Origin of the sequence: Streptomyces sp. KL116D (assembly GCF_030766975.1) — a bacterium.
GTDB classification, from domain to species: domain Bacteria; phylum Actinomycetota; class Actinomycetes; order Streptomycetales; family Streptomycetaceae; genus Streptomyces; species Streptomyces longispororuber_A.
The window spans coordinates 22,191-44,006 of sequence record NZ_JASERH010000016.1 but is presented as its reverse complement, the minus strand read 5'-3'; the positions used below and the strand labels follow the sequence as shown (position 1 = coordinate 44,006).

Annotated in this window: 16 protein-coding genes and 1 tRNA gene; 11 read left to right on the top strand and 6 right to left on the bottom strand. The window is 68.6% G+C overall.

Features of this window, described 5'->3' with window-relative positions:
* The first annotated feature begins 214 nt into the window (after positions 1–214).
* From RBJ77_RS05930 to RBJ77_RS05910, 5 genes are all read left to right on the top strand, one after another.
* Entirely contained in the window at positions 215–1,438 is a 1,224-nt protein-coding gene (locus tag RBJ77_RS05930; RefSeq protein WP_255980395.1) for a branched-chain amino acid ABC transporter substrate-binding protein, read from the top strand.
* Positions 1,439–1,560: 122 nt separating this feature from the next.
* Positions 1,561–2,493: a branched-chain amino acid ABC transporter permease gene (locus RBJ77_RS05925; RefSeq protein ID WP_255980393.1), complete on the top strand. Its 933-nt coding sequence runs from the start codon at positions 1,561–1,563 to the stop codon at positions 2,491–2,493.
* A gap of 5 nt (positions 2,494–2,498) precedes the next feature.
* On the top strand, positions 2,499–4,301 hold the full coding sequence (locus tag RBJ77_RS05920; RefSeq protein ID WP_372344017.1) for a branched-chain amino acid ABC transporter permease: 1,803 nt from the start codon (positions 2,499–2,501) through the stop codon (positions 4,299–4,301).
* Between the two features lie 5 nt (positions 4,302–4,306).
* Positions 4,307–5,158, top strand: coding sequence for an ABC transporter ATP-binding protein (locus RBJ77_RS05915; protein WP_255980391.1), 852 nt, complete (start codon positions 4,307–4,309; stop codon positions 5,156–5,158).
* A complete protein-coding gene (locus RBJ77_RS05910; protein WP_255980389.1) occupies positions 5,155–5,871 on the top strand; it encodes an ABC transporter ATP-binding protein in 717 nt (238 codons plus the stop codon). Before RBJ77_RS05915 ends, RBJ77_RS05910 begins: the two co-directional genes overlap by 4 nt.
* Positions 5,872–5,979: 108 nt before the next feature.
* Here RBJ77_RS05910 and RBJ77_RS05905 read toward each other — a convergent pair whose 3' ends face one another.
* Positions 5,980–6,636 (bottom strand): ANTAR domain-containing response regulator, encoded by a 657-nt coding sequence (locus RBJ77_RS05905; RefSeq protein WP_255980387.1) that lies wholly within the window; start codon positions 6,634–6,636, stop codon positions 5,980–5,982.
* Positions 6,637–6,743: 107 nt separating this feature from the next.
* Here RBJ77_RS05905 and RBJ77_RS05900 point away from each other — a divergent pair.
* From RBJ77_RS05900 to RBJ77_RS05890, 3 genes are all read left to right on the top strand, one after another.
* Positions 6,744–6,817 (top strand) — tRNA-Leu (locus RBJ77_RS05900).
* Positions 6,818–6,923: 106 nt separating this feature from the next.
* On the top strand, positions 6,924–7,688 hold the full coding sequence (locus RBJ77_RS05895) for a transcriptional regulator (RefSeq protein WP_372344005.1): 765 nt from the start codon (positions 6,924–6,926) through the stop codon (positions 7,686–7,688).
* Positions 7,689–7,832: 144 nt separating this feature from the next.
* Positions 7,833–9,737, top strand: coding sequence for an alkyl/aryl-sulfatase (locus tag RBJ77_RS05890; RefSeq protein ID WP_372344004.1), 1,905 nt, complete (start codon positions 7,833–7,835; stop codon positions 9,735–9,737).
* A gap of 60 nt (positions 9,738–9,797) precedes the next feature.
* Here RBJ77_RS05890 and pyk read toward each other — a convergent pair whose 3' ends face one another.
* Both pyk and RBJ77_RS05880 read right to left on the bottom strand, forming a co-directional pair.
* Positions 9,798–11,234, bottom strand: coding sequence for a pyruvate kinase (pyk, locus tag RBJ77_RS05885; protein WP_372344003.1), 1,437 nt, complete (start codon positions 11,232–11,234; stop codon positions 9,798–9,800).
* Between the two features lie 165 nt (positions 11,235–11,399).
* The gene (locus RBJ77_RS05880; protein ID WP_372344002.1) at positions 11,400–12,113 is read right to left on the bottom strand and encodes an SIMPL domain-containing protein; all 714 of its coding nucleotides are present in this window, start codon (positions 12,111–12,113) and stop codon (positions 11,400–11,402) included.
* 152 nt (positions 12,114–12,265) lie between these two features.
* On the opposite strand from RBJ77_RS05880, the gene RBJ77_RS05875 reads away from it, so the two are divergent.
* The 3 genes from RBJ77_RS05875 (at position 12,266) to RBJ77_RS05865 (ending at position 16,152) form a co-directional block, all read left to right on the top strand.
* Positions 12,266–14,071, top strand: a complete 1,806-nt coding sequence (locus tag RBJ77_RS05875; RefSeq protein WP_372344001.1) for a bifunctional UDP-sugar hydrolase/5'-nucleotidase — start codon at positions 12,266–12,268, stop codon at positions 14,069–14,071.
* 166 nt (positions 14,072–14,237) lie between these two features.
* Positions 14,238–15,506: a hypothetical protein gene (locus tag RBJ77_RS05870; protein WP_372344000.1), complete on the top strand. Its 1,269-nt coding sequence runs from the start codon at positions 14,238–14,240 to the stop codon at positions 15,504–15,506.
* Entirely contained in the window at positions 15,484–16,152 is a 669-nt protein-coding gene (locus tag RBJ77_RS05865) for a hypothetical protein (RefSeq protein ID WP_372343999.1), read from the top strand. The genes RBJ77_RS05870 and RBJ77_RS05865 overlap by 23 nt, the downstream gene beginning before the upstream one ends.
* 54 nt (positions 16,153–16,206) lie before the next feature.
* On the opposite strand, the gene RBJ77_RS05860 is transcribed toward RBJ77_RS05865, so the two are convergent.
* From RBJ77_RS05860 to pepN, 3 genes are all read right to left on the bottom strand, one after another.
* Positions 16,207–17,652, bottom strand: a complete 1,446-nt coding sequence (locus tag RBJ77_RS05860; protein ID WP_372343998.1) for a lysine N(6)-hydroxylase/L-ornithine N(5)-oxygenase family protein — start codon at positions 17,650–17,652, stop codon at positions 16,207–16,209.
* Positions 17,649–19,043, bottom strand: a complete 1,395-nt coding sequence (locus tag RBJ77_RS05855; RefSeq protein WP_372343997.1) for an aspartate aminotransferase family protein — start codon at positions 19,041–19,043, stop codon at positions 17,649–17,651. The genes RBJ77_RS05860 and RBJ77_RS05855 overlap by 4 nt, the downstream gene beginning before the upstream one ends.
* A 223-nt stretch (positions 19,044–19,266) precedes the next feature.
* Positions 19,267–21,765, bottom strand: coding sequence for an aminopeptidase N (pepN, locus tag RBJ77_RS05850; RefSeq protein ID WP_372343996.1), 2,499 nt, complete (start codon positions 21,763–21,765; stop codon positions 19,267–19,269).
* Positions 21,766–21,816: the final 51 nt, after the last annotated feature.

The following is a 21,816-nucleotide window of genomic DNA, read 5'->3' as shown; positions in this document are numbered from 1 at the left end:
CCCATTCGCCCACACTGCACCCACCCGAACTCGCCCCGGCATAACAAGAGCGTCACAGCCTGACCTCCACCGGTCCCCCACTCCCCCACCTGCGCTTATAGTCACGGCCAGTCACCGCGCCGCCGGGCGCGTTCATTGCACGGCCCCTGTACCACCCAGTACGGCCCGGCGAGACTCACGGCTTCCGATCCCGGAAGCCGCGCCAGGGAGAGGAATGATCGTGCGACACCGTTCTCTGCTCATACTCACGACCGTGCTCACCACCGGAGCACTCACGCTCACCGCCTGCGGATCGCGCGACGACAAGGGCAGTGACGGCGACAAGGGCGGGGGCAACACCACCGTCGTGATCGGCGTCGACGCGCCCCTCACCGGCCAGAACTCCGCCACCGGCCTCGGCATCAAGTCCGGCGTCGAGATCGCCGTGAAGGACGCCAACGACAAGAAGCTCGTCCCCGGCGTCACCTTCAAGGTCAAGGCCCTCGACGACAAGGCCCTGCCGCCGACCGGCCAGCAGAACGCCTCGGAACTGGTCGCCAACAAGGACGTCCTCGGCGTCGTCGGCCCCCTCAACTCCGGTGTCGCCCAGACCATGCAGAAGGTCTTCGCCGCCGCGAACCTCGTCGAGATCTCGCCGTCCAACACGGCCCCCGAGCTCACGCAGGGCAAGAACTGGGTCTCCGGCGACAAGACCCGCCCCTTCAAGACCTACTTCCGTACCGCCATCACCGATGAGGTACAGGGCGGCTTCTCCGCCGACTACGTCTACAAGACCCTCAAGAAGAAGAAGGTCTTCGTCGTCGACGACAAGCAGACCTACGGCGCCGGCCTCGCCGGCATCTTCGCCAAGAAGTACAAGGAAGCGGGCGGCAAGGTCGTCGGCACCGACCACGTCAACGTGGGCGACAAGGACTTCGCGACCCTCGTCACCAAGGTCAAGAACTCCGGCGCCGAACTGCTCTACTACGGCGGCCAGTACGACGAGTCGCAGGTCCTCACCAAGCAGCTCAAGGACGCCGGGGCCAAGATCCCGCTCATGGGCGGCGACGGCATGTTCACCCCGACCTACATCAAGACCGCCGGCAAGGCCGCCGAGGGCGACCTCGTCACCTCCGTCGGCGTCCCGGTCGACACCCTGCCGGCCGCCAAGGAATTCATCGACAAGTACAAGTCCGGTGGCTACAAGGGCGACTACGGCACCTACGGCGGCTACTCCTACGACGCCGCCACCGCCATCATCAAGGCCATCGGCAACGTCGTGAAGGACGGAAAGGTCCCCGCCGACGCCCGCCAGAAGGTCGTCGACGAGGTCCAGAAGATCAGCTTCGAAGGCATCGCAGGCCCCGTCGGCTTCGACGAGTACGGCGACACCAAGAACAAGACCCTCACCCTGTACCAGGCCACCAAGGGCGAGTGGAAGTCCGTCAAGACCGGCTGACGCCACACAGCAGCACCGCATGAACTGAGCACCGCCCAGGGCCGCGCGGCCACGACGACCCGTCACCGCGCGGCCCTACCTCTACCCCCAGTCACTCTCCGCACCCACATGGAGGCCATGCGGTGCACACTCTGCCGCAACAGCTGGCCAACGGGCTGATCCTCGGCTCGATGTACGGGCTCATCGCCATCGGCTACACGATGGTGTACGGCATCGTCCAGCTCATCAACTTCGCCCACGGCGAGATCTTCATGACGGGCGGCTTCGGCGCCCTCACCACCTATCTCATCCTGCCCGACGGCATATCCATGTGGATTGCCCTCCCCCTCATGCTGATCGGCGGCGGACTCGTCGCCGTCCTCATCGCCGTGGGAGCGGAACGGTTCGCCTACCGACCACTCAGAGGCGCACCACGCCTAGCACCCCTCATCACCGCCATCGGCCTCTCCCTCGCACTCCAGCAGGCCGTCTTCAACTGGTACCCCGACGCCGAGAACCCCCGCGTCTTCCCCACCCTGCCCGGCGGCGCCTTCGACATCACCGACAACCTCAAGATCCAGTCCGGTGAACTGTTCGTCCTCATCGCCGCCCCCGTCTGCATGGCCTCCCTCGCCTTCTTCGTCCGCACCTCCCGCACCGGACGCGCCATGCAGGCCACCGCACAGGACCCGGACACCGCCCAGCTCATGGGCATCGACACCAACCGCATCATCGTGATCGCCTTCGCCATCGGCGGCTTCTTCGCCGCCGTCGCCGGCGTCGCCTACGGCTTCCGCGTCGGCTCCGTCACCTACGACATGGGCTTCGTCGCCGGACTCAAGGCCTTCACCGCCGCCGTCCTCGGCGGCATCGGCAACATCTACGGCGCCATGCTCGGCGGCCTCGTCCTCGGCCTCGCCGAAGGCCTCGCCACCGCCTACATCGCCGACATCCCCGGCATGGACCAGTTCGGCGGCCAGGGCTGGGCCTCCGTCTGGGCCTTCATCCTGCTCATCCTCGTCCTCCTCTTCAGGCCACAAGGCCTACTCGGCGAACGCGTCGCGGACAGGGCGTGACCACGATGACCGACACCACGAAAACGACCGGCGCCCCCCAGGGCGCCCAAGGCACCCCGGTCATCCCGCTCCCCGCAGGCGCCGCCCGCATCCTCATCGCCGTCGGCGCCGTCGCCACCATGGCCAGCACCATGCTCGCCTGGACCTGGACCAGCGAATTCCCCGGCGACCTCACCGTCACCGGCTACCCCGCAGGCCTCCAGCTCCTCACCCTCACCGGCGGCATCCTCACCCTCCTCTACGCCCTCACCCTCTGGAACGTACGAGGACTGCGCTGGCTCAACCCCGCCCGCGCAGGCGGCCCCGTCTTCCTGATGGCCCTGGCCGCCTTCGCCGTCACCTGGTACACGGTCCTCGCCATCACCATCGAGCTCGGCGGCCTCGCCAACCTCGAACCAGGCGGCTACGTCGCAGCCATAGCCAGCCTCCTCCCCGTCCTCGGCGCACTCGCACTCCCCCGCCCCGGAGACACCTGGAAGTCCTACTTCGCCAAGGCCGACGACATCCCGGCCGCCCACGAAGTCCCCGCCTGGGCCGAACGCATCATCATCACCCTCTGCCTCGCCCTCGGCCTCATCGTCTTCACCTACGGCATCGGCACCCCCGACGACGAATACGGCGAGACCTTCAGCGGCTTCATGCTGCTCGTCCTCTTCGCCACCTGGGCCGTCTTCGCCGCCGGACTCACCGACCGGTTCTCCGCCCTCAACGCCCGCCACAAGGGATTCGCCACCTCCATGGCCTTCCTCGCCGCGGCCGTCTTCCCCTTCACCCAGTCCGAGGACCACAACGCCAACATCGGCGTCAACATCCTCATCTTCGCCACCGTCGCCCTCGGCCTGAACATCGTCGTCGGCCTCACCGGCCTCCTCGACCTCGGCTACGTCGCCTTCCTCGGCGTCGGCGCCTACGCGGCCGCACTCGTCTCCGGATCCGAGTACTCCCGCTTCTCCGGCACCCAACTCCCCTTCTGGGGAGCCGTACTCGTCGGCATGGCCGCCTCACTCATCTTCGGCGTCCTCATCGGCGCACCCACCCTGCGACTGCGCGGCGACTACCTGGCCATCGTCACCCTCGGCTTCGGAGAGATCTTCCGCATCGCCGTCAACAACCTCGACGGCTCCTCCGGACCCGACATCACCAACGGCCCCAACGGCATCGCCAACATCCCCGACCTCGAAATCCTCGGATTCAACCTCGGCGAACCCCACGTCATCGCCGGCTTCACCCTCGGCCGGTTCGCCAACTACTTCCTGCTGATGCTGGTCTTCACGGCCATCGTCGTCCTCGTCTTCACCCGCGCCGCCGACTCCCGCATCGGCCGCTCCTGGGTCGCCATCCGCGAGGACGAGACCGCCGCCACCGCCATGGGCATCAACGGCTTCCGCGTCAAGCTCGTCGCCTTCGCCCTCGGCGCCGCACTCGCCGGACTCGCCGGCACCGTCAGCGCCCACGTCAGCTACTCCGTCGTCCCCACCCCCTACCAGTTCGCCGGCGCCGCACCGCCCAACTCCGCGTTCCTGCTCGCCGCGGTCGTCCTCGGCGGCATGGGCACCGTCAGCGGACCACTCCTCGGCGCCAGCCTGCTCTACCTCATCCCCGAGAAGCTCAGCTTCCTCAAGAACTACGAGCTCCTCGCCTTCGGCATCGCCCTCATCCTCCTCATGCGCTTCCGCCCCGAAGGCATCATCGCCAACCGCCGCCGCCAACTCGAATTCCACGAGACCGGCCAACTCGACATCCCCGAACAACAGAGCCTGCCCGAAGGCACCATCGGCGCCACCAAGGCGACCAAGGCAGGGGCGTGACCACCATGACCAACACCGTCCTCGAAGCCAGCGGCGTCACCATGCGCTTCGGCGGCCTCACCGCAGTCCGCTCCGTCGACCTCACCGTCTCCGAAGGCGAGATCGTCGGCCTCATCGGACCCAACGGCGCAGGAAAGACCACCTTCTTCAACTGCCTCACCGGCCTCTACATCCCCACCGAGGGCAAGGTCTCCTACAAGGGATCCGTCCTCCCGCCCAAACCCCACCTGGTCACCCAGGCAGGCATGGCCCGCACCTTCCAGAACATCCGGCTCTTCGCCAACATGACCGTTCTGGAGAACGTCCTCGTCGGCCGCCACACCCGCACCAAGGAAGGCCTCTGGTCCGCCCTCCTGCGCGGCCCCGGCTTCAAGAAGGCCGAAGCCGCCTCCGAGGAACGCGCCATGGAACTCCTGGAGTTCATCGGCCTCGCCCACAAACGCGACCACCTCGCCCGCAGCCTCCCCTACGGAGAGCAGCGCAAGCTGGAGATCGCCCGCGCCCTCGCCAGCGAACCCGGCCTCCTCCTCCTCGACGAGCCGACCGCCGGCATGAACCCCCAGGAGACCCGCGCGACGGAGGAGCTCGTCTTCGCCATCCGCGACAAGGGCATCGCCGTCCTCGTCATCGAGCACGACATGCGCTTCATCTTCAACCTCTGCGACCGCGTAGCCGTACTGGTCCAGGGCGAAAAGCTCGTGGAAGGGACCAGCGACGTCGTCCAGGGCGACGAACGCGTCATCGCCGCCTACCTCGGCACCCCCTTCGAAGGCGCCCCCGAGGACGCCGCGCTCCAAGAGGTCGAAGCGGCCGAAGTCCACGCCGCAGAAGGCTCCTCGGAAGGGAACGACCAGTGACCGCACTCCTCGAGGTCGAAGACCTCAAGGTCGCCTACGGCAAGATCGAAGCCGTCAAGGGCATCTCCTTCAGCGTCGAAGAAGGCCAGGTCGTCACCCTCATCGGCACCAACGGCGCCGGCAAGACGACCACCCTGCGCACCCTCTCCGGACTCCTGAAACCCCTCAGCGGCAAGATCATGTTCAACGGCCAGCCACTGAACGGCGTCCCCGCCCACAAGATCGTCGCCATGGGCCTCGCCCACTCCCCCGAAGGCCGCAGGATCTTCCCCCGCCTGTCCATCGCCGAGAACCTCCAGCTCGGCGCCTTCCTCCGCAAGGACTCGGCAGGCATCGAGAAGGACATGCAGCGCGCCTACGACCTCTTCCCCATCCTGGGCGAACGCAGGAAACAGGCCGCAGGCACCCTCTCCGGCGGCGAACAGCAGATGCTCGCCATGGGCCGGGCCCTCATGTCCCAGCCCAAACTCCTCATGCTGGACGAGCCCTCCATGGGCCTCTCCCCCATCATGATGCAGAAGATCATGGCCACCATCGCCGAACTCAAGGCCCAGGGCACGACGATCCTCCTCGTCGAACAGAACGCCCAGGCCGCACTCTCCCTGGCCGACCAGGGACACGTCATGGAAGTCGGCTCCATCGTCCTGTCCGGCACCGGCCAGGACCTCCTCCACGACGAATCCGTGCGCAAGGCCTACCTCGGCGAGGACTGAGCCCCTCTCCCTCCGCCCACGACTGAGGCCCGCACCCCAACCGGGGCGCGGGCCTCATCGTCGTACACGGCCACACACGGCCACACACGGCCGCACAGGGGCAGAAGGTCAGCCCTTCGCCGCCTTCTTCTCCGCAGCATCCTCGATGACCGCCTCGGCCACCTGCTGCATCGAAAGCCGCCGGTCCATCGACGTCTTCTGAATCCACCGGAACGCCGCCGGCTCCGTCAGCCCGTACTCCGTCTGCAGAATCGACTTCGCCCGGTCCACCAGCTTCCGCGTCTCCAGCCGCTGCGTGAGGTCCGCGACCTCCTTCTCCAGCGTCTTCAACTCCGTGAACCGCGACACCGCCATCTCGATCGCGGGCACCACGTCACTCTTGCTGAACGGCTTCACCAGATACGCCATGGCGCCGGCGTCACGCGCCCGCTCCACCAGATCACGCTGCGAGAACGCGGTCAGCATCAGCACCGGAGCGATCGACTCCTCGGCGATCTTCTCCGCCGCGCTGATCCCGTCCATCTTCGGCATCTTCACATCGAGGATCACGAGGTCCGGCTTGTGCTCACGGGCCAGCTCGATGGCCTGCTCACCGTCACCGGCCTCGCCCACGACGGTGTAGCCCTCTTCCTCGAGCATCTCTTTGAGATCGAGGCGGATCAGGGCCTCGTCCTCGGCGATGACGACACGGGTCGTCAGCGGAGGCACGTGCGACTTGTCGTCGTCGACGGCGTCAACGGGCTGGGGCGACTCGGGGGCGGTCACGGGGGCGCTCCTTGGTTGAGCAGGGCGGGGGTACTGCTCCCAAGAGCCTACCTAGCTGCGGTAAGGTGGATGAGCAGCGGGTCGGGGCGCTCCTTCGATTCGCAGGAGCTCCGGTAGCCCAATCGGCAGAGGCCATCGTCTCAAACACGATCCAGTGTGGGTTCAAGTCCCACCCGGAGCACTTTTCCTTCGATTCGAAGGCTCTTGATCCCAAGCGGATGCTCACGTTCTCGTGAACATCCGCTTTTTGCTGCGTGTCGGAGCGACCGATCTCACAGGCTGCCCGCATGTACGACGTGAGCACACGCAAGCGAGCACTGGCGCTGGTGGAACAGGGACGCAGCCTGAACTCAGTCAGCAAGGAGACCGGAATCTCGCGGGCCACGATCCGGTCCTGGCAGGTCAGCGTCGAACCGCTCGGCCGGCACCGGGCCAGCCCGTGCCCCAGATGCGACGGGGCGCCGCGTGCCCCGGAGGACTCGGCCGCGTACTCGTACCTCCTCGGCCTCTACCTCGGTGATGGCTGCATCAGCCACCTCCGGCGCGGCACATACTTCCTCCGCATCGCCTGCGCCGACGCGTGGCCCGGTCTGATCGACGCATGCGCCGCAGCCATACAGGCAGTACGCCCGGCCAACAAGGTCTTCCGGGTACAGCGCCAGGGCTGCCAGTACGTGACCTGCTACAGCAATCACTGGCCGTGCTTCTTCCCCCAGCACGGCCACGGCAAGAAGCACGACCGCAAGATCGCGCTCGAACCCTGGCAACAGGAGATCGTCGATGCTCACCCGTGGGAGTTCATTCGGGGTCTCGTCCACTCCGACGGCTGCCGCATCACGAACTGGACCACCCGCCTGGTCCTCGGCGAGCGGAAACGCTACGAGTACCCGCGGTACTTCTTCACCAACCTGTCCGCCGACATCACCGGCCTCTTCACCGATACCCTCGACAAGCTCGGCGTCGCCTGGAAGCAGGCGAACCGCCAGAACATCTCCATCGCCCGCAAAGAAGCCGTGGCCCTCATGGACACCCACGTAGGCCCCAAGCACTGACCCGCGCAATGTGACCCGTCACAGCGCCCCGCCCCACCCCCAGGGACCTGCCCCAAATCCCCCGGGAAGCCTTGACCGGCCTGTCGCCCTCGGACGATCTTCGGGATCACACCCACCCCCGTCGCCCGAAGCGAAGAGGTACGCATGAGCCCGATCAACCGGCGCCATTTCATCGCGGCAGCGGCCGGTGCCGCCGCCGCTGCCGTCGCGGTGAGCCCCGCTGCCGGGCTCGGCGGCGAGGCCACCGCCGAGGCCGATGACGTGGACTTCACCAACGCCGACCGGGGCTTCATCGCCGCCCTCACGCCCGGCGTGGTGAAGAACGCCGCCGGCAAGGTGGTCTGGGACAACGACGCGTACGACTTCCTCAAGAAGGACGCGCCCGGCACGGTCGACAAAAGCCTGTGGCGGCAGTCCCAGCTCGTGCGCAAGCAGGGGCTGTACAAGGTCACCGACCGGATCTACCAGGTCCGCGGGCTCGATCTCTCGAACATGACGATCGTGGAGGGCGACACCGGCCTCATCGTCATCGACCCGCTGATCTCCGCCGAGACGGCCGCCGCCGCGCTGAAGCTGTACCGGGACCATCGCGACGCCGCCGGCAAGAAGGTCACGGCGCTGATCTACACGCATCCGCACGTCGACCACTTCGGCGGCGCGTACGGCGTGCTGCCGGACGGGGCCGGGGACGTCCCCGTGGTGGCGCCGGAGGGGTTCCTGGAGCACGCGGTGTCGGAGAACGTGTATGCCGGTACGGCGATGACGCGGCGTTCCGGGTACATGTACGGCGCGCATCTGCCCAAGTCGGCGAAGGGGCAGGTGGGTTGCGGTCTGGGTCAGAACGTGTCGCTGGGGACGGTGGGGCTGATCGCGCCGACCAGGAGCATCACGCGGACCGGGCAGGTCGAGACGTTCGACGGGGTGCGGATCGAGTTCCAGATGACGCCGGGGACGGAGGCTCCGGCGGAGATGAACTTCCTCTTTCCGGATCTGCGGGCGGTGTGCATGGCGGAGAACGCGACGCACACGATGCACAACGTCATCACGCTGCGGGGTGCGCAGGTGCGGGACGCTCGTGAGTGGGCGCACTATCTGGACGAGTCGATCGGGTTGTTCGGTGGCCGTGTCGACGTGGCGTTCGCTTCGCATCACTGGCCGACGTGGGGCGGGGACGAGATCACCGAACTGCTGACGCAGCAGCGGGACTTGTACGCGTACATGCATGACCAGACGTTGCGGATGATCAATCTGGGGATGACGGGTCGGGAGATCGCGGAGGAGATCGAGTTGCCGCCCGCGCTGGAGGGGTGGGCGAACCGTGGGTACTACGGGTCGCTGAGTCACAACGTGAAGGGGATCTATCAGCGGTACATGGGGTGGTTCGACGCGAATCCCGCTCATCTCTGGGAGCATCCTCCGGTCGATGAGGCGAAGCGGTACGTGAAGGCGATGGGTGGGCGGTCGGCGACGGTGGCGAAGGCGAGGGCGTTCGCGCGGGAGGGGGATCTGCGGTTCGCGGCGACGTTGCTGAACCATGTCGTGTTCGCCGATCCGGGGCATCGGGCGGCGAAGTCCGAACTGGCCCGGGTGTACACGAGGTTGGGGTATGCGACGGAGAACGCCGTGTGGCGAAACTTCTATCTCACGGGTGCTCTGGAGCTGACGGAGGGCGTGCGGCGGGGTGAGTCGTCGACGGTGAGTCCGACGATGATGATGGCGTTGAGCGTGGATCAGCTCATCGATTCGGTGGCCATCCGGATCAATGGTCCGAAGGCGTGGGATCTGCGGATCGCGATGGACTGGCGTTTTCCGGCGCTCGGTGTGGTGTATCACCTGACGGTGCAGAACGGTGTGCTGACGTATCGGAGTGATGCCGAGGGCGATCCGGGTGCCGGGGTCACGCTCACCATGACCAAGGCGCAGTTGTTGGCCTTGTTGGGTGGGAAGGGGTTGGGGGACATCGGGGTCGAGGGTGATGTGTCGTTGTTGCAGAAGTTGCTCGCCGTCGTGGACAAGCCGGATCCGAATTTCGCGATCGTGACTCCGTAGACGGGGCGGGGCCGCACCCGTGGTTCTTCGGGTGCGGCCCCAACTGCGTACTGGAAGTGTCTACTTCGGGGTGTCGTCCTCGCCGATGTGGTGGACGCGGACGAGGTTGGTGGAGCCGGTGACGCCGGGCGGGGAGCCGGCGGTGATGACGACGATGTCGCCCTTCTTGCAGCGGCCGATCTTGAGGAGTTGCTCGTCGACCTGGGAGACCATCGCGTCGGTGGAGTCCACGTGGGGGCCGAGGAAGGTCTCGACGCCCCAGGTGAGGTTGAGCTGGGAGCGGGTGGCGGGGACCGGGGTGAAGGCGAGCAGGGGGATCGGGGAGCGGTAGCGGGAGAGGCGCTTGACGGTGTCGCCGGACTGGGTGAAGGCGACGAGGAACTTGGCGCCGAGGAAGTCGCCCATTTCGGCGGCGGCGCGGGCGACGGCGCCGCCCTGGGTGCGGGGTTTGTTGCGTTCGGTCAGGGGCGGGAGGCCCTTGGCGAGGATGTCTTCTTCGGCGGCTTCGACGATGCGGGCCATCGTGGCGACGGTTTCGACGGGGTATTTGCCGACGCTGGTCTCGCCGGAGAGCATGACGGCGTCGGTGCCGTCGATGACGGCGTTGGCGACGTCGCTGGCTTCGGCCCTCGTGGGTCGCGAGTTGTCGATCATCGAGTCGAGCATTTGTGTGGCGACGATGACGGGCTTCGCATTGCGTTTGGCGAGTTTGATGGCGCGCTTCTGCACGATCGGGACTTGTTCGAGTGGCATTTCGACGCCGAGGTCGCCGCGGGCGACCATGATGCCGTCGAATGCGGCGACGATGTCTTCGATGTTGTCGACGGCCTGGGGCTTTTCCACCTTGGCGATGACGGGGAGGTGGCGGCCTTCCTCGGTCATGATGCGGTGGACGTCCTCGATGTCGCGGCCGCTGCGTACGAAGGAGAGCGCGATGATGTCGGCTCCGGTGCGCAGGGCCCAGCGGAGGTCGGCCTCGTCCTTGTCGGAGAGTGCGGGGACGGAGACGGCGACGCCGGGGAGGTTGAGGCCCTTGTGGTCGGAGACCATGCCGCCTTCGACGACTTCGGTGCGGACGCGGGGGCCGTCGACGCCGGTGACTTCGAGGCTCACTTTGCCGTCGTCGACGAGGATGCGTTCGCCGGGGGTGACGTCGTCGGCGAGGCCGCTGTAGGTCGTTCCGCAGGTCTGGCGGTCGCCTTGGATGCCGTCTTCGACGCTGATGGTGAACTCGTCGCCGCGTTCAAGGAGTACGGGGCCTTCGCTGAAGCGGCCGAGTCGGATCTTCGGGCCTTGAAGATCGGCGAGGATGCCGACGCTGCGGCCGGTCTCGTCGGAGGCCTTTCGCACGCGCTGGTAGCGCTCCTCGTGTTCGGCGTAGGTGCCGTGGCTGAGGTTGAAGCGGGCTACGTCCATTCCGGCTTCTACGAGTGCCTTGATCTGCTCGTACGAGTCGGTGGCGGGGCCCAAAGTACAGACGATCTTTGCTCGGCGCATGCTTCGAGCCTAGGCCCTACCGGTGGGTAGAGAATTGGATGGGTATGACTACTCAACCACCTTTGCGTGAAGGGTTATTGACAACGGCCGCCAAGTTTTGAATTTGCGCGGCGGGGTGCTCTGATGAGCGATTTCCGAGGGTAATGCGTTGCTCACAGGTCGGTGTCACAGCGTGGGCGGGTGGAGGGTGAAGCGGGCGTTGACGGCCGCGTGGACGTGTTGCCGTCCGGGTTCGAGGTCGAGTTCGGCGGGGGTGTCGTCGACGGGGCCGGCGAAGGCGGCGGAGGTGGGGACCATGGCACGGTCGAAGCGGGCGACGCGGCCTTCGGCGCCGATGTCGGCGAGTTCGACGAGGGCGGCAAGGGTGGTGCCGAGGGCGTCGGCGTATTCGCGGGCGCGCTGGACGGCTTCGCGGACGGCTTGCTGCCGCGCCTGGGCGTGGATGGGCGAGGTGGGGCGCAGGGACCACCAGGGGCCGTCGACGCGGGTGAGGTCGAGGTCGGCCAGGCGGGTGGTGAGTTCGCCGAGTGCGGTGAAGTCGGTGAGTTCGGCGGTGATGTGGACGCGGCCGTGGTAGGTGCGGATGCGTTCGCCGCGGCCGTGTTTGGTGAGTTCGGGGGTGATGGAGAAGGTGCCGGTTTCGAGTTTCTCCACGGCTTCGCCGTAGGACTTCACCAGATTCAGGGCGGTCGTGTTGCGGTGGGTGAGGTCGTCGAGGGCGGTGCGGCGGTCGGTGCCGCGGGCGGTGACGGTGATGCCGATGCGGGCGAGTTCGGGTTCGGCTTCGAGGTGGGCTTCGCCGCGGACGGCGATGCGGGGGGCCTGTGGTGTGCCGTAGGGGACGGCGGTGGTGTCGGTGTTCGGGTCGTCGTTGGCCATGGGTCCACTGTCGCACCGGGCCGTGGTGCGGTCCGGGTTCGACGTCAGGTCACCTGATCGAAACCTTCCGGGTCTGGTTTACGGCGGCTGGAGGGGCCAGAATCTACGCGCGTTACATCTGTTGTCGAGCGTTGCTCCAGGGGAGATCCGCGATGCCGTTGAACCGCCGTAAGTTCCTTTCGAGATCCGCCGCGACGGGCGCGGGTGCCGCGCTCACCGGTGCGGTCGTCGCACCGGCCGCCGAGGCCGCTCCGGCGCACAAGCCGAAGAAGCGGAAGCGGTACTCGTTCACGGTCATGGGGACGACGGATCTGCACGGGCACGCCTTCAACTGGGACTACTTCAAGAACGCGGACTACGCGGACGCGGCGGGCAACGCGCAGGGCCTGGCGCGGATCTCGACGCTGGTGGACCGGGTGCGCAAGGAGAAGGGCCGCGGGAACACGCTGCTGATCGACGCGGGTGACACGATCCAGGGCACGCCGCTGACGTACTACTTCGCGCGGGTGGACCCGATCACGGCGGCGAACGGGCCGGTGCACCCGATGGCGCAGGCGATGAACGCGATCGGCTACGACGCGGCGGCGCTGGGCAACCACGAGTTCAACTACGGCATCGACACGCTGCGCAAGTTCGAGTCGCAGCTGCGTTTCCCGCTGCTCGGCGCGAACGCGGTGGACGCGAAGACGGAGCAGCCGGCGTTCCGTCCGTACGTGATGAAGACGATGCGTACGCCGCACGGCAAGGACGTGAAGGTGGCGATCCTGGGGCTGACGAACCCGGGGATCGCGATCTGGGACAAGGCGTACGTGCAGGGGGTGCTGAAGTTCCCCGGTCTGGAGGAGCAGGCGGCGAAGTGGGTGCCGAAGCTGCGCTCGATGGGTGCGGACGTGGTGATCGTGTCGGCGCACTCGGGTGCGTCGGGCACGTCGTCGTGGGGTGACCAGCTGCCGTACGTGGAGAACGCGGCGGCGAGCGTGGCGGCGAAGGTGCCGGGGATCGACGCGATCCTGGTCGGGCACGCGCACGTGGAGATCGCGCAGCAGCTGGTGACGAACGAGCGGACCGGCAGGCAGGTCGTGCTGGCGGAGCCGCTGTGTTACGCGGAGCGGCTCGCGCTGTTCGACTTCGAGCTGGAGTGGGACAAGGGCCGGTGGACGGTGGTGTCGGCGTCGTCGAAGCTGCTGAACTCGAACTCGGTGGCGGACGACCCGAAGATCACGAAGCTGCTCGCGGATCAGCACGCGCTGGTCGTGACGTACGTGAACCAGGTCGTGGGCCGGGCGACGACGACGCTGACGACCGTCGATGCCCGCTACAAGGACGCGCCGATCATCGATCTGATCAACAAGGTGCAGGCGGACGTGGTGACGGAGGCGCTGAGGTCGACGGAGTACGCGTCGCTGCCGGTGCTGTCGCAGGCGTCGCCGTTCTCGCGCACGTCGGAGATCCCGGCGGGCGATGTGACGATCCGGGACCTGTCGGGTCTGTACGTGTACGACAACACGCTGGTCGCGAAGTTGCTGACGGGTGCGCAGGTGCGGGCGTACCTGGAGTACTCGGCGGAGTACTTCGTGCAGACGGCGGCGGGTGCGGTCGTCGACGTGGAGAAGCTGACGAACGCGAACGACCGGCCGGACTACAACTACGACTACGTGTCGGGTCTTTCGTACGACATCGACATCGCGCAGCCGGCGGGTTCGCGGATCAAGAACCTGATGTTCCAGGGTGCGGCTCTGGACGACGCGGCGAAGTTCGTGTTCGCGGTGAACAACTACCGGGCGAACGGTGGTGGCGCGTTCCCGCACGTGGCGTCGGCGCAGGAGCTGTGGTCGGAGTCGACGGAGATCCGGACGCGGATCGCGGAGTGGGTGACGGCGAAGGGCGTCCTCGACCCGGCTGATTTCGCTTCGGTGGACTGGAAGCTGACGCGGGACGGGACGCCGGTGTTCGCGTAGGCGGCTGCCTGTCGACCGCGCCGGGGCGGTTGAGTGGGGACGGGTTCCGTGTGGCAGCTGCCGCATGGAACCCGTCCCCCAACTCCGGCCTTTCGTCATGCCGTTGGGTTGCTGTTGCCCCTAGCATGTTGTGTGCTGCGATCGCACGGACGGTACGGGGGTTCCGATGGCGGAAGAGGTTCCCGAGGAGGAGCCGGAGGCGGTGCCGGACGAGGTGCCGCCCACGTACTCGGTGGTCACTCTGGGACCTTCCGGTGCGGGAAAGACGGTTTTTCTCGCCACGCTGTGGGCGCAGTTGCAGGCGAACCCCGACTTCCAGCTCACGCTCGCGAACCGGCACCAGGCCGACACACTGATCAGAGCCTTCGAGGAGGTGGCCTCGCCGACCGAGGGCTGGCCGTCGCCGACGGACGGATCGACCAACCCGACGTGGGAGTTCGGCTGCCGGGTCAGCGGCCCGTACGGGCAGTTCGAGCCGATGCGCGTGCAGTACGTCGACTACTCCGGGGAGCGGCTGACAAAGCCTCAGCTGGGGAGTGCGGAGCAGGAGGAACTGGAGTACACCTTCAGGAATGCCGATGCGCTGCTCGGACTGCTCGACGGGCGGAAAGTGCTCGCGATGATGCGCGGCGACCGTCAAGAGCTCGACAAGGACCTGCCGCACATGCTGAATCTGATGTACGGCTGTCAGGGTCCGATTCATTTCGTCATCACGAAGTGGGACCTGTTGCAGGCCGGGGCCGAGCCGTACAGCCTCGCGGCGGTGAAGGAGAGGCTGCTCCTGCACGACGGGCTCCGCGCTCTCGTGAACAGCCGGAAGCAATGGGACACGCACGGGCTGCGCGTGCCGCCGGGGCGGATCCGGCTGATCCCCGTCAGCTCGGTCGGGGACGATTTCGCCGTCCTCGACAGCGGGGGCACCGTTCGCAAGCTGGAGAACAGGACGCCCAAGCCGTACAACGTCGAGGTGGCGTTCGCCGCGGTTCTGCCGGATCTGCTCGCGCGCGCGCACTACATCCTGCGGGAGCAGAACAGGCAACGGCGGCGGAGCCGGTCGTCGGGTGGGGCGGCCTCCTCGGACGTGGCGCCCCAGACGGGTCAGGGGGCCGGTCCCAGCAGCTTCGGGCAGTTCATCAACGCTCTGCTCCAGAGCGTCGCGGACCACATCACGACGACGAGGGCTCTGCCTCGCTTCACCATCCCGGTGAGCCTCGGCACCGCGATCGTCGCCCTCAGGCTGCCGAGATTCAGGAACAGAGACGTCTCATGGCGACGTCTGCGACATGCCAGGAAGCTGCAGCGCAGAATCCTGGCTTTGAAGATCAACGCGGTGCGCGATGACGAGTCGGCCGCGCACTTCATTCTGTTGCGGCTCGTCCAGAAGCTGCGGAAGTTCGAGGAGACCCAGGGACATGACGCCAGCCGCCTCTCCTGACGGTGACTCCCCCGAGGAGGAGGCCTTCTGGCCCTTTCTGATCTGCCGGGGTCACCGCGTCGGGTTCACCGTCGTGGCGGCACCGGACTTCCTGGTCGCCGCTCGACTGCCGGGGCTCCTCTTCGACGTCGCGGGGGGCGACCCCACGGGGGCGGGACGAGCGCGGTACAGGCTGGTCACCGGGACGCCGGTCGGTGATCTTCTCGTCATGTTCACGGTGCGGAAGGCGAATACGTCGCACCTCGGGGTGGATGCGCCGCCGGGTGCGCCGCTGCTTGACGAACACTCACGCCAGGTGCCCCTGATCGAGGGCGTCGTGGGGCGGGCTGCCGGTCTCGCCCCGGACTCGGGCGATGGGCCGCTGATGGCGGGTCGTGACGTGTGCCTGCCGCTGTTCGTGGACTTCTGGAACGCCGACACCGAACAGGAGCCGACGGCCACGGAGACGTTCCGGATGGACCGGCGGGCCGGGGCCGCGGTGGACTGGGAGTCACGAGATGCCGGCCCGCGGGTCCCGCGCGCTTCGCCCCGCAGGACGGAGACTTCGGTTCCGAAGGGGCCTGCGGCGCCACCTCCTGCCGTCCGTGACGCGGGGCCGCTCGGGCGACTGCTGCGGAAACTGTTCGGGTGGGCCCTGAAGGACTAGCTCCCGCGCGGCCACCGGCGTGGAGGAGGAGCCGGCCGGGTGGCGGACTCCCTCTCAGTCGACGAGCCTGACGAGTTTGCTGCGCTCTCCTGCCTGGTGCTGTCCGGGCCGGGGGCCGCGGTCTTCGTGTCCGGTGAGGCCGAAGGTGGTGAAGGCGGTGCGCCGGGGCTGGGGGTAGGGGTCCTTGCCGGTGAGGGTGTTGAGGATGGTGGCGCTGCGCCAGGCGGCGAGTCCGAGGTCGGGGGCGCCGACGCCGTGGGTGTGGCGCTCGGCGTTCTGTACGTAGACGGCGCCCTGGACGCTGTTGTCGAGGACGAGGCGGAACTGTTCGTCGATGCGGGGGCGTTCGGCGCTGTCGCGGCGGAGGTAGGGGTCGAGTCCGGCGAGCATCCGGCCGAGGGGGCGCTCCTTGTAGCCGGTGGCGAGGACGACGGCGTCGGTGGTGAGGCGGGAGCGGGTGCCCTGGCGGCGGTGCTCCAGATGGAGTTCGATCCTGGTGGTGGCGACGCGTCCCGCGGTGCGGACGGCGACGCCGGGGGTGAGGGTGGCGTCGGGCCAGCCGCCGTGCAGGGTGCGCCGGTAGAGCTCTTCGTGGATGGCGGCGATGGTGTCGGCGTCGATGCCCTTGTGGAGCTGCCACTGGGCGGGGACGAGGTGGTCCCGCTCGCTTTCGGGCAGCTGGTGGAAGTAGTGGGTGTAGTCGGGGGTGAAGTGTTCGAGGCCGAGCTTGCTGTACTCCATGGGTGCGAACGCCTCGGTGCGGGCGAGCCAGTGGATCTTCTCGTGGCCCGCGGGGCGGGCGCGGAGCAGGTCGAGGAAGATCTCGGCGCCCGACTGTCCCGAGCCGATGACGGTGACGTGGTCGGCGGCGAGGAGGCGGTCGCGGTGGGCGAGGTAGTCGGCGGAGTGGATGACGGGCACGGTGGGGGCGTCGGCGAGGGGTTTGAGCGGTTCGGGGACGTAGGGCTCGGTGCCGACGCCGATGGCGATGTTCCTGGTGTAGGTGCGGCCGAGGGCTTCGGCTTCTCCGTCGGTGTCGAGCTGGGTGAAGTCGACCTCGAACAGGCTGCGTTCGGGGTTCCAGCGGACGGCGTCGACCTGGTGGGAGAAGTGGAGTCCGGGGAGGTTCTCGCTGACCCAGCGGCAGTAGGCGTCGTACTCGGCGCGCCGGATGTGGAAGCGCTCGGCGAAGTAGAAGGGGAAGAGGCGCTCGCGGGTCTTGAGGTAGTTGAGGAACGTCCAGTGGCTGGCCGGGTCGGCGAGGGTCACCAGGTCGGCGAGGAACGGGACTTGGAGGGTGGCGCCGTCGATGAGCAGGCCGGGGTGCCAGTGGAAGGCGGGGCGCTGGTCGTAGAAGGCGGTGTCGAGTTCGGTGAGGGGGTGGGCGAGCGCGGCGAGGGAGAGGTTGAAGGGGCCGATGCCGATGCCGACGAGGTCGCGGGGTGCTTCGGTGGGCGGGGTGGCGGGGTGCGGGCCGGACGCGGCTGCCTCGGGCTTCATCGGGGGGTGTGTCCTTCCACCAGTTTCAGGAGCGCGGCGAGGTCGCCGGGTTCGGTGTGCGGGTTGAGCAGGGTGGCCTTGAGCCAGAGGCGGCCGTCCATGCGGGCCCGGCCGAGGACGGCGCGGCCTTCGGTGAGCAGGTCGCGGCGGATGGTGGCGACGGTGGCGTCGCTCGCGCCGGTGGGCCGGAACAGGACGGTGGAGAGGGTGGGGGTGTCGTACAGCTCCAGTGCGGGGTGTGCGTCGACGAGGCGGGCCAGGTGGTGGGCTGCCGCGACGACGTGGTCGACGAGGGTGCCGAGTCCGGTGCGGCCGAGTGCTTTGAGGGTGACGGCGGTCTTGAGGACGTCGGGGCGGCGGGTGGTGCGCAGGGAGCGGCCGAGGAGGTCGGGCAGTCCCGCTTCGGTGTCGTCGTCGGCGTTGAGGTAGTCGGCGGTGTGGGTGAGGGCGTGGGCCTCGGTGTGGTCGCGGACGGCGAGGAGTCCGGCGGCGACCGGCTGCCAGCCGAGTTTGTGCAGGTCGAGGGTGACCGTGTGGGCGCGGGTGAGGCCGTGGAGGCGGGCGGCGTGGCGGGCGCTGAAGAGGAGGCCCGCGCCGTAGGCGGCGTCGATGTGGAGGCGGGCGCCGTGTCGTTCGCAGATGTCGGCGATCTCGGGGAGCGGGTCGATGAGGCCCGCGTCGGTGGTGCCGGCGGTGGCGGCGACGAGTCGGGGGCCGGGGAGGTCGGTGAGGGCGTCGTCGAGGGCGGCGGGGTCGAGGGTGCCGGTGGGGGCGGGTACGACGAGGGGTTCGGGGAGGCCGAGGAGCCAGGCGGCGCGGGCGAGGCTGTGGTGGGCGTTCTCCCCGACGAGGAGTTGGACGGCGCCGTGGCGGCCGGTGGCGTCGTGGGTCTCGCGGGCGAGGAGGACGGCGAGTTGGTTGGCCTCGGTGCCGCCGGTGGTGACGAGGGCGTCGGGCCGGCGGGCGTCCGGGTAGGTCTCGCGGGCGAGTGTGCCGGTCAGCAGGGCTTCGAGGGCGGAGGCGGCGGGGGCCTGGTCCCAGGAGTCCATGGAGGGGTTGAGGGCGCTGGCGGCGAGGTCGGCGGCGGTGGCGACGGCGAGCGGGGGGCAGTGCAGGTGGGCCGCGCACAGCGGGTCGGCGGGGTCGGCGGCGCCTTCGGCGACGGCGGTGACGAGGGTGCGCAGCGCGTCGTCCGGTCCTGTGCCGTGCTCGGGCAGCAACGTGCCGACGCGGTCGTGGAGTTGTGCGGTGACGGCGTCGGGGCCGCCGGCCGGGAGGGGGCCGCCGCGTCGTGTGGCGCCTTCGTGGAGTGCGTCGAGGACGGTGGCGAGCAGTGGCCGCAGGGCGTCGGGGCCTTGGGCGCCTCCGGCGAGGGGCGGCAGTGTGCTCATGCGGGTCCTTCGGGTACGGGTGTGCGGGCGCACGGGCATGCGGGCGGCCGTGCTGCACCAGCCTGGTCTTTTGTCTGCTGGTGCGCCCGATGTACCAACGAAGGGAACCCGAAAGGGGTACGGATGGGTGGGGTGTGCGGGTTCGCGGTGGTGGGGGTGGTAGGGGGTCGGCGCCCCCGGGGGTGCGGGTCGGGCCCGCGCCCCGGGAGGCGCCTTCCGGGGGTCAGGCTCCGCGGACCTTCAGTGCCCTGGCCAGGTCGTCGAGCTGGTCGGCGAGCTTGCGGCGGAGGGCGGGGGTGGGGGTGCCTTCGGTGAGGCACTGGTTGCCGAGGCGGAGGGTGTCGGTGTCGATGGCGTGGACGGGGAACGCGTGGCGGCCGGCGGCTTCGGCGATGGCGGGGCCGCGGCGGGCGGCCAGCGCGGTGGCGTCGGTGAAGTAGCGGGGGACGTAGCCGCGCAGCAGGTCGCCCTGTTCGGGCTGCCAGAAGCCCTGGGCGGTGGCGGTGAACAGGTAGTTGGAGAGTTCGCGGTCGGGGTCGGTGGTGAACAGGGCGTCCCAGGCGGTGGCCTTGGCCTGCGGGTCGGGCAGGGCGGCGTGGCAACGGGCGGCGCCTTCCTGTCCGGTGGCGCTGGGGTCGTGGGCGAGTTCGGCCTCGATGACGGCTTCGTCGACGGCGCCGAGGACGCTCATCCGGCCGAGGATGCGCCAGCGCAGCTCGGGGTCGAGCTCGGGGCCGCCGGGGACGGTGCCGGAGTCGTACCAGCCGCGGATGACGTCGGCGTACTGGGCGGCGTCGATGAGGTGGCGGACGGCGGTGAGGCGCAGGCCGGGGTTGCTGCCGTCCTCGGTGCGGCGGAGCAGGTCCTCGCACAGGGTGGTGAGGAGGGTGAGGGCGGCGGGCCGCTCCGCGGGGGTGCTGAAGCGGTCGGCGACCTGGGTGTGGGCGAAGGTGAGGACGCCCTGGACGAGGGCGAGGTCGCTCTCCTCGGCGAGGTGGGCGCCGGCGGTCTCCAGGTAGGCGGCGGGCTCCAGTTGGCCGTCGCGGACCATGTCGCGCAGCGTGTTCCACAGCAGGGCGCGGGTGAGCGGGTCGGGGATGCCGGAGAGGCCGCGCAGGGCCGCTTCCTCGGAGGCGGGGTCGAGGCGGATCTTGGCGTAGGTGAGGTCCTGGTCGTTGGGGACGATCAGGGCGGGGCGGGGGCCGTGGAAGGTGCGGGGCCCGGTCTGTGGCACGTCGACGTCGAGGCGCTCGCGCAGGACGAAGGCGCGGCCGTCGGCGGGGTCGCGGTCGTAGAGGCCGACGGCGATGCGGTGGGGGCGGCTGCCCTGCTGGTCGACGGTGAGGGTCCAGGTGGTGTCGGTGTCGGTGACCCGGGCGGTGAGGGTGTCGACTCCGGTGGTGCGCAGCCAGGCGTCGGCCCAGGCGTGGACGTCGCGGTCGGCGGAGGCGCCGGAGGCCAGCGAGTCGATGAAGTCGGCGAGGGTGGCGTTGGCGAACTTGTGGCGCTGGAAGTGGATGTTGATCCCGGCGAGGAAGTCCTTCTCGCCGAGCCAGGTGACGAGCTGGCGCAGGGCGGAGGCGCCCTTGGCGTAGGAGATCCCGTCGAAGTTGAGGAGGGCGGAGGCGGTGTCCTCGACGGCTTCGGGGGCGACGGGGTGGGTGGAGGGGCGCTGGTCCGCGTCGTAGCCCCAGGCCTTGCGGGCGACGCCGAAGTCGACCCAGGTGTCGGTGAAGCGGGTGGCTTCGGTGAGGGTCTGGTAGCCCATGTACTCGGCGAACGACTCGTTCAGCCAGATGTCGTCCCACCAGCGGAGGGTGACGAGGTCGCCGAACCACATGTGGGCCATCTCGTGGGCGACGACCATGGCGCGGGTCTGCCGCTCGGTGTCGGTGACGGCCGAGCGGTAGACGAACTCGTCGCGGAAGGTGACGAGTCCGGGGTTCTCCATCGCTCCGGCGTTGAACTCGGGGACGAACGCCTGGTCGTAGGAGTCGAAGGGGTAGGGCTCGGTGAACTTCTCGTGGTAGCGGTCGAAGCACGCGCGCGTGATGTCGAGGATCTCCTCGGCGTCGGCGTCGAGGTGGGGCGCGAGGGAGCGGCGGCAGTGCAGGCCGAAGGGGAGTCCGCGGTGCTCGGTGCGGACGGAGTGCCAGGGGCCGGCGGCGACGGCGACCAGGTAGGTCGACAGGAGCGGGGTGGTGGCGGCCTGCCACTTCCCCTCCCCCAGGTGCTCGGTGACGCTGTTGGCGAGGACCGTCCAGCCTTCGGGCGCGGTGACGGTGAGGTCGAAGAGCGCCTTCAGGTCGGGCTGGTCGAAGGCGACGAAGACGCGCTGGACGTCCTCCATGAACAGCTGCGTGTAGACGTACGTCTCGCCGTCGGTGGGGTCGGTGAAGCGGTGCATGCCCTCGCCGGTGTGCGAGTAGCGCATGGCGGTGTCGGCGACGAGCTCGTGCGGGCCTTCGGTGAGGCCGGTGAGCGGCAGTCGGTTGCCGTCGAGGGCGGTGGGGTCCAGGGGCTGCCCGTCGAGGGTGACGGAGCGCAGATCGGCGGGCTTGAGCTCGACGAACGTGTCGCCTGCGGCGCGCGCGGTGAACCGGATCACGGTGCGGGAGTCGAAGGTGTCGGCGCCGCGGGTGAGGTCGAGGTCCACGGTGTACCGCTGGACGTCGATGAGTCGGGCTCGGGTCTGCGCTTCGTCGCGCGTCAGTACGGGCATGGGTTCATGCTGCCTGATGGCACTGACATCGGGACAGGGCTGCCCCCGGCC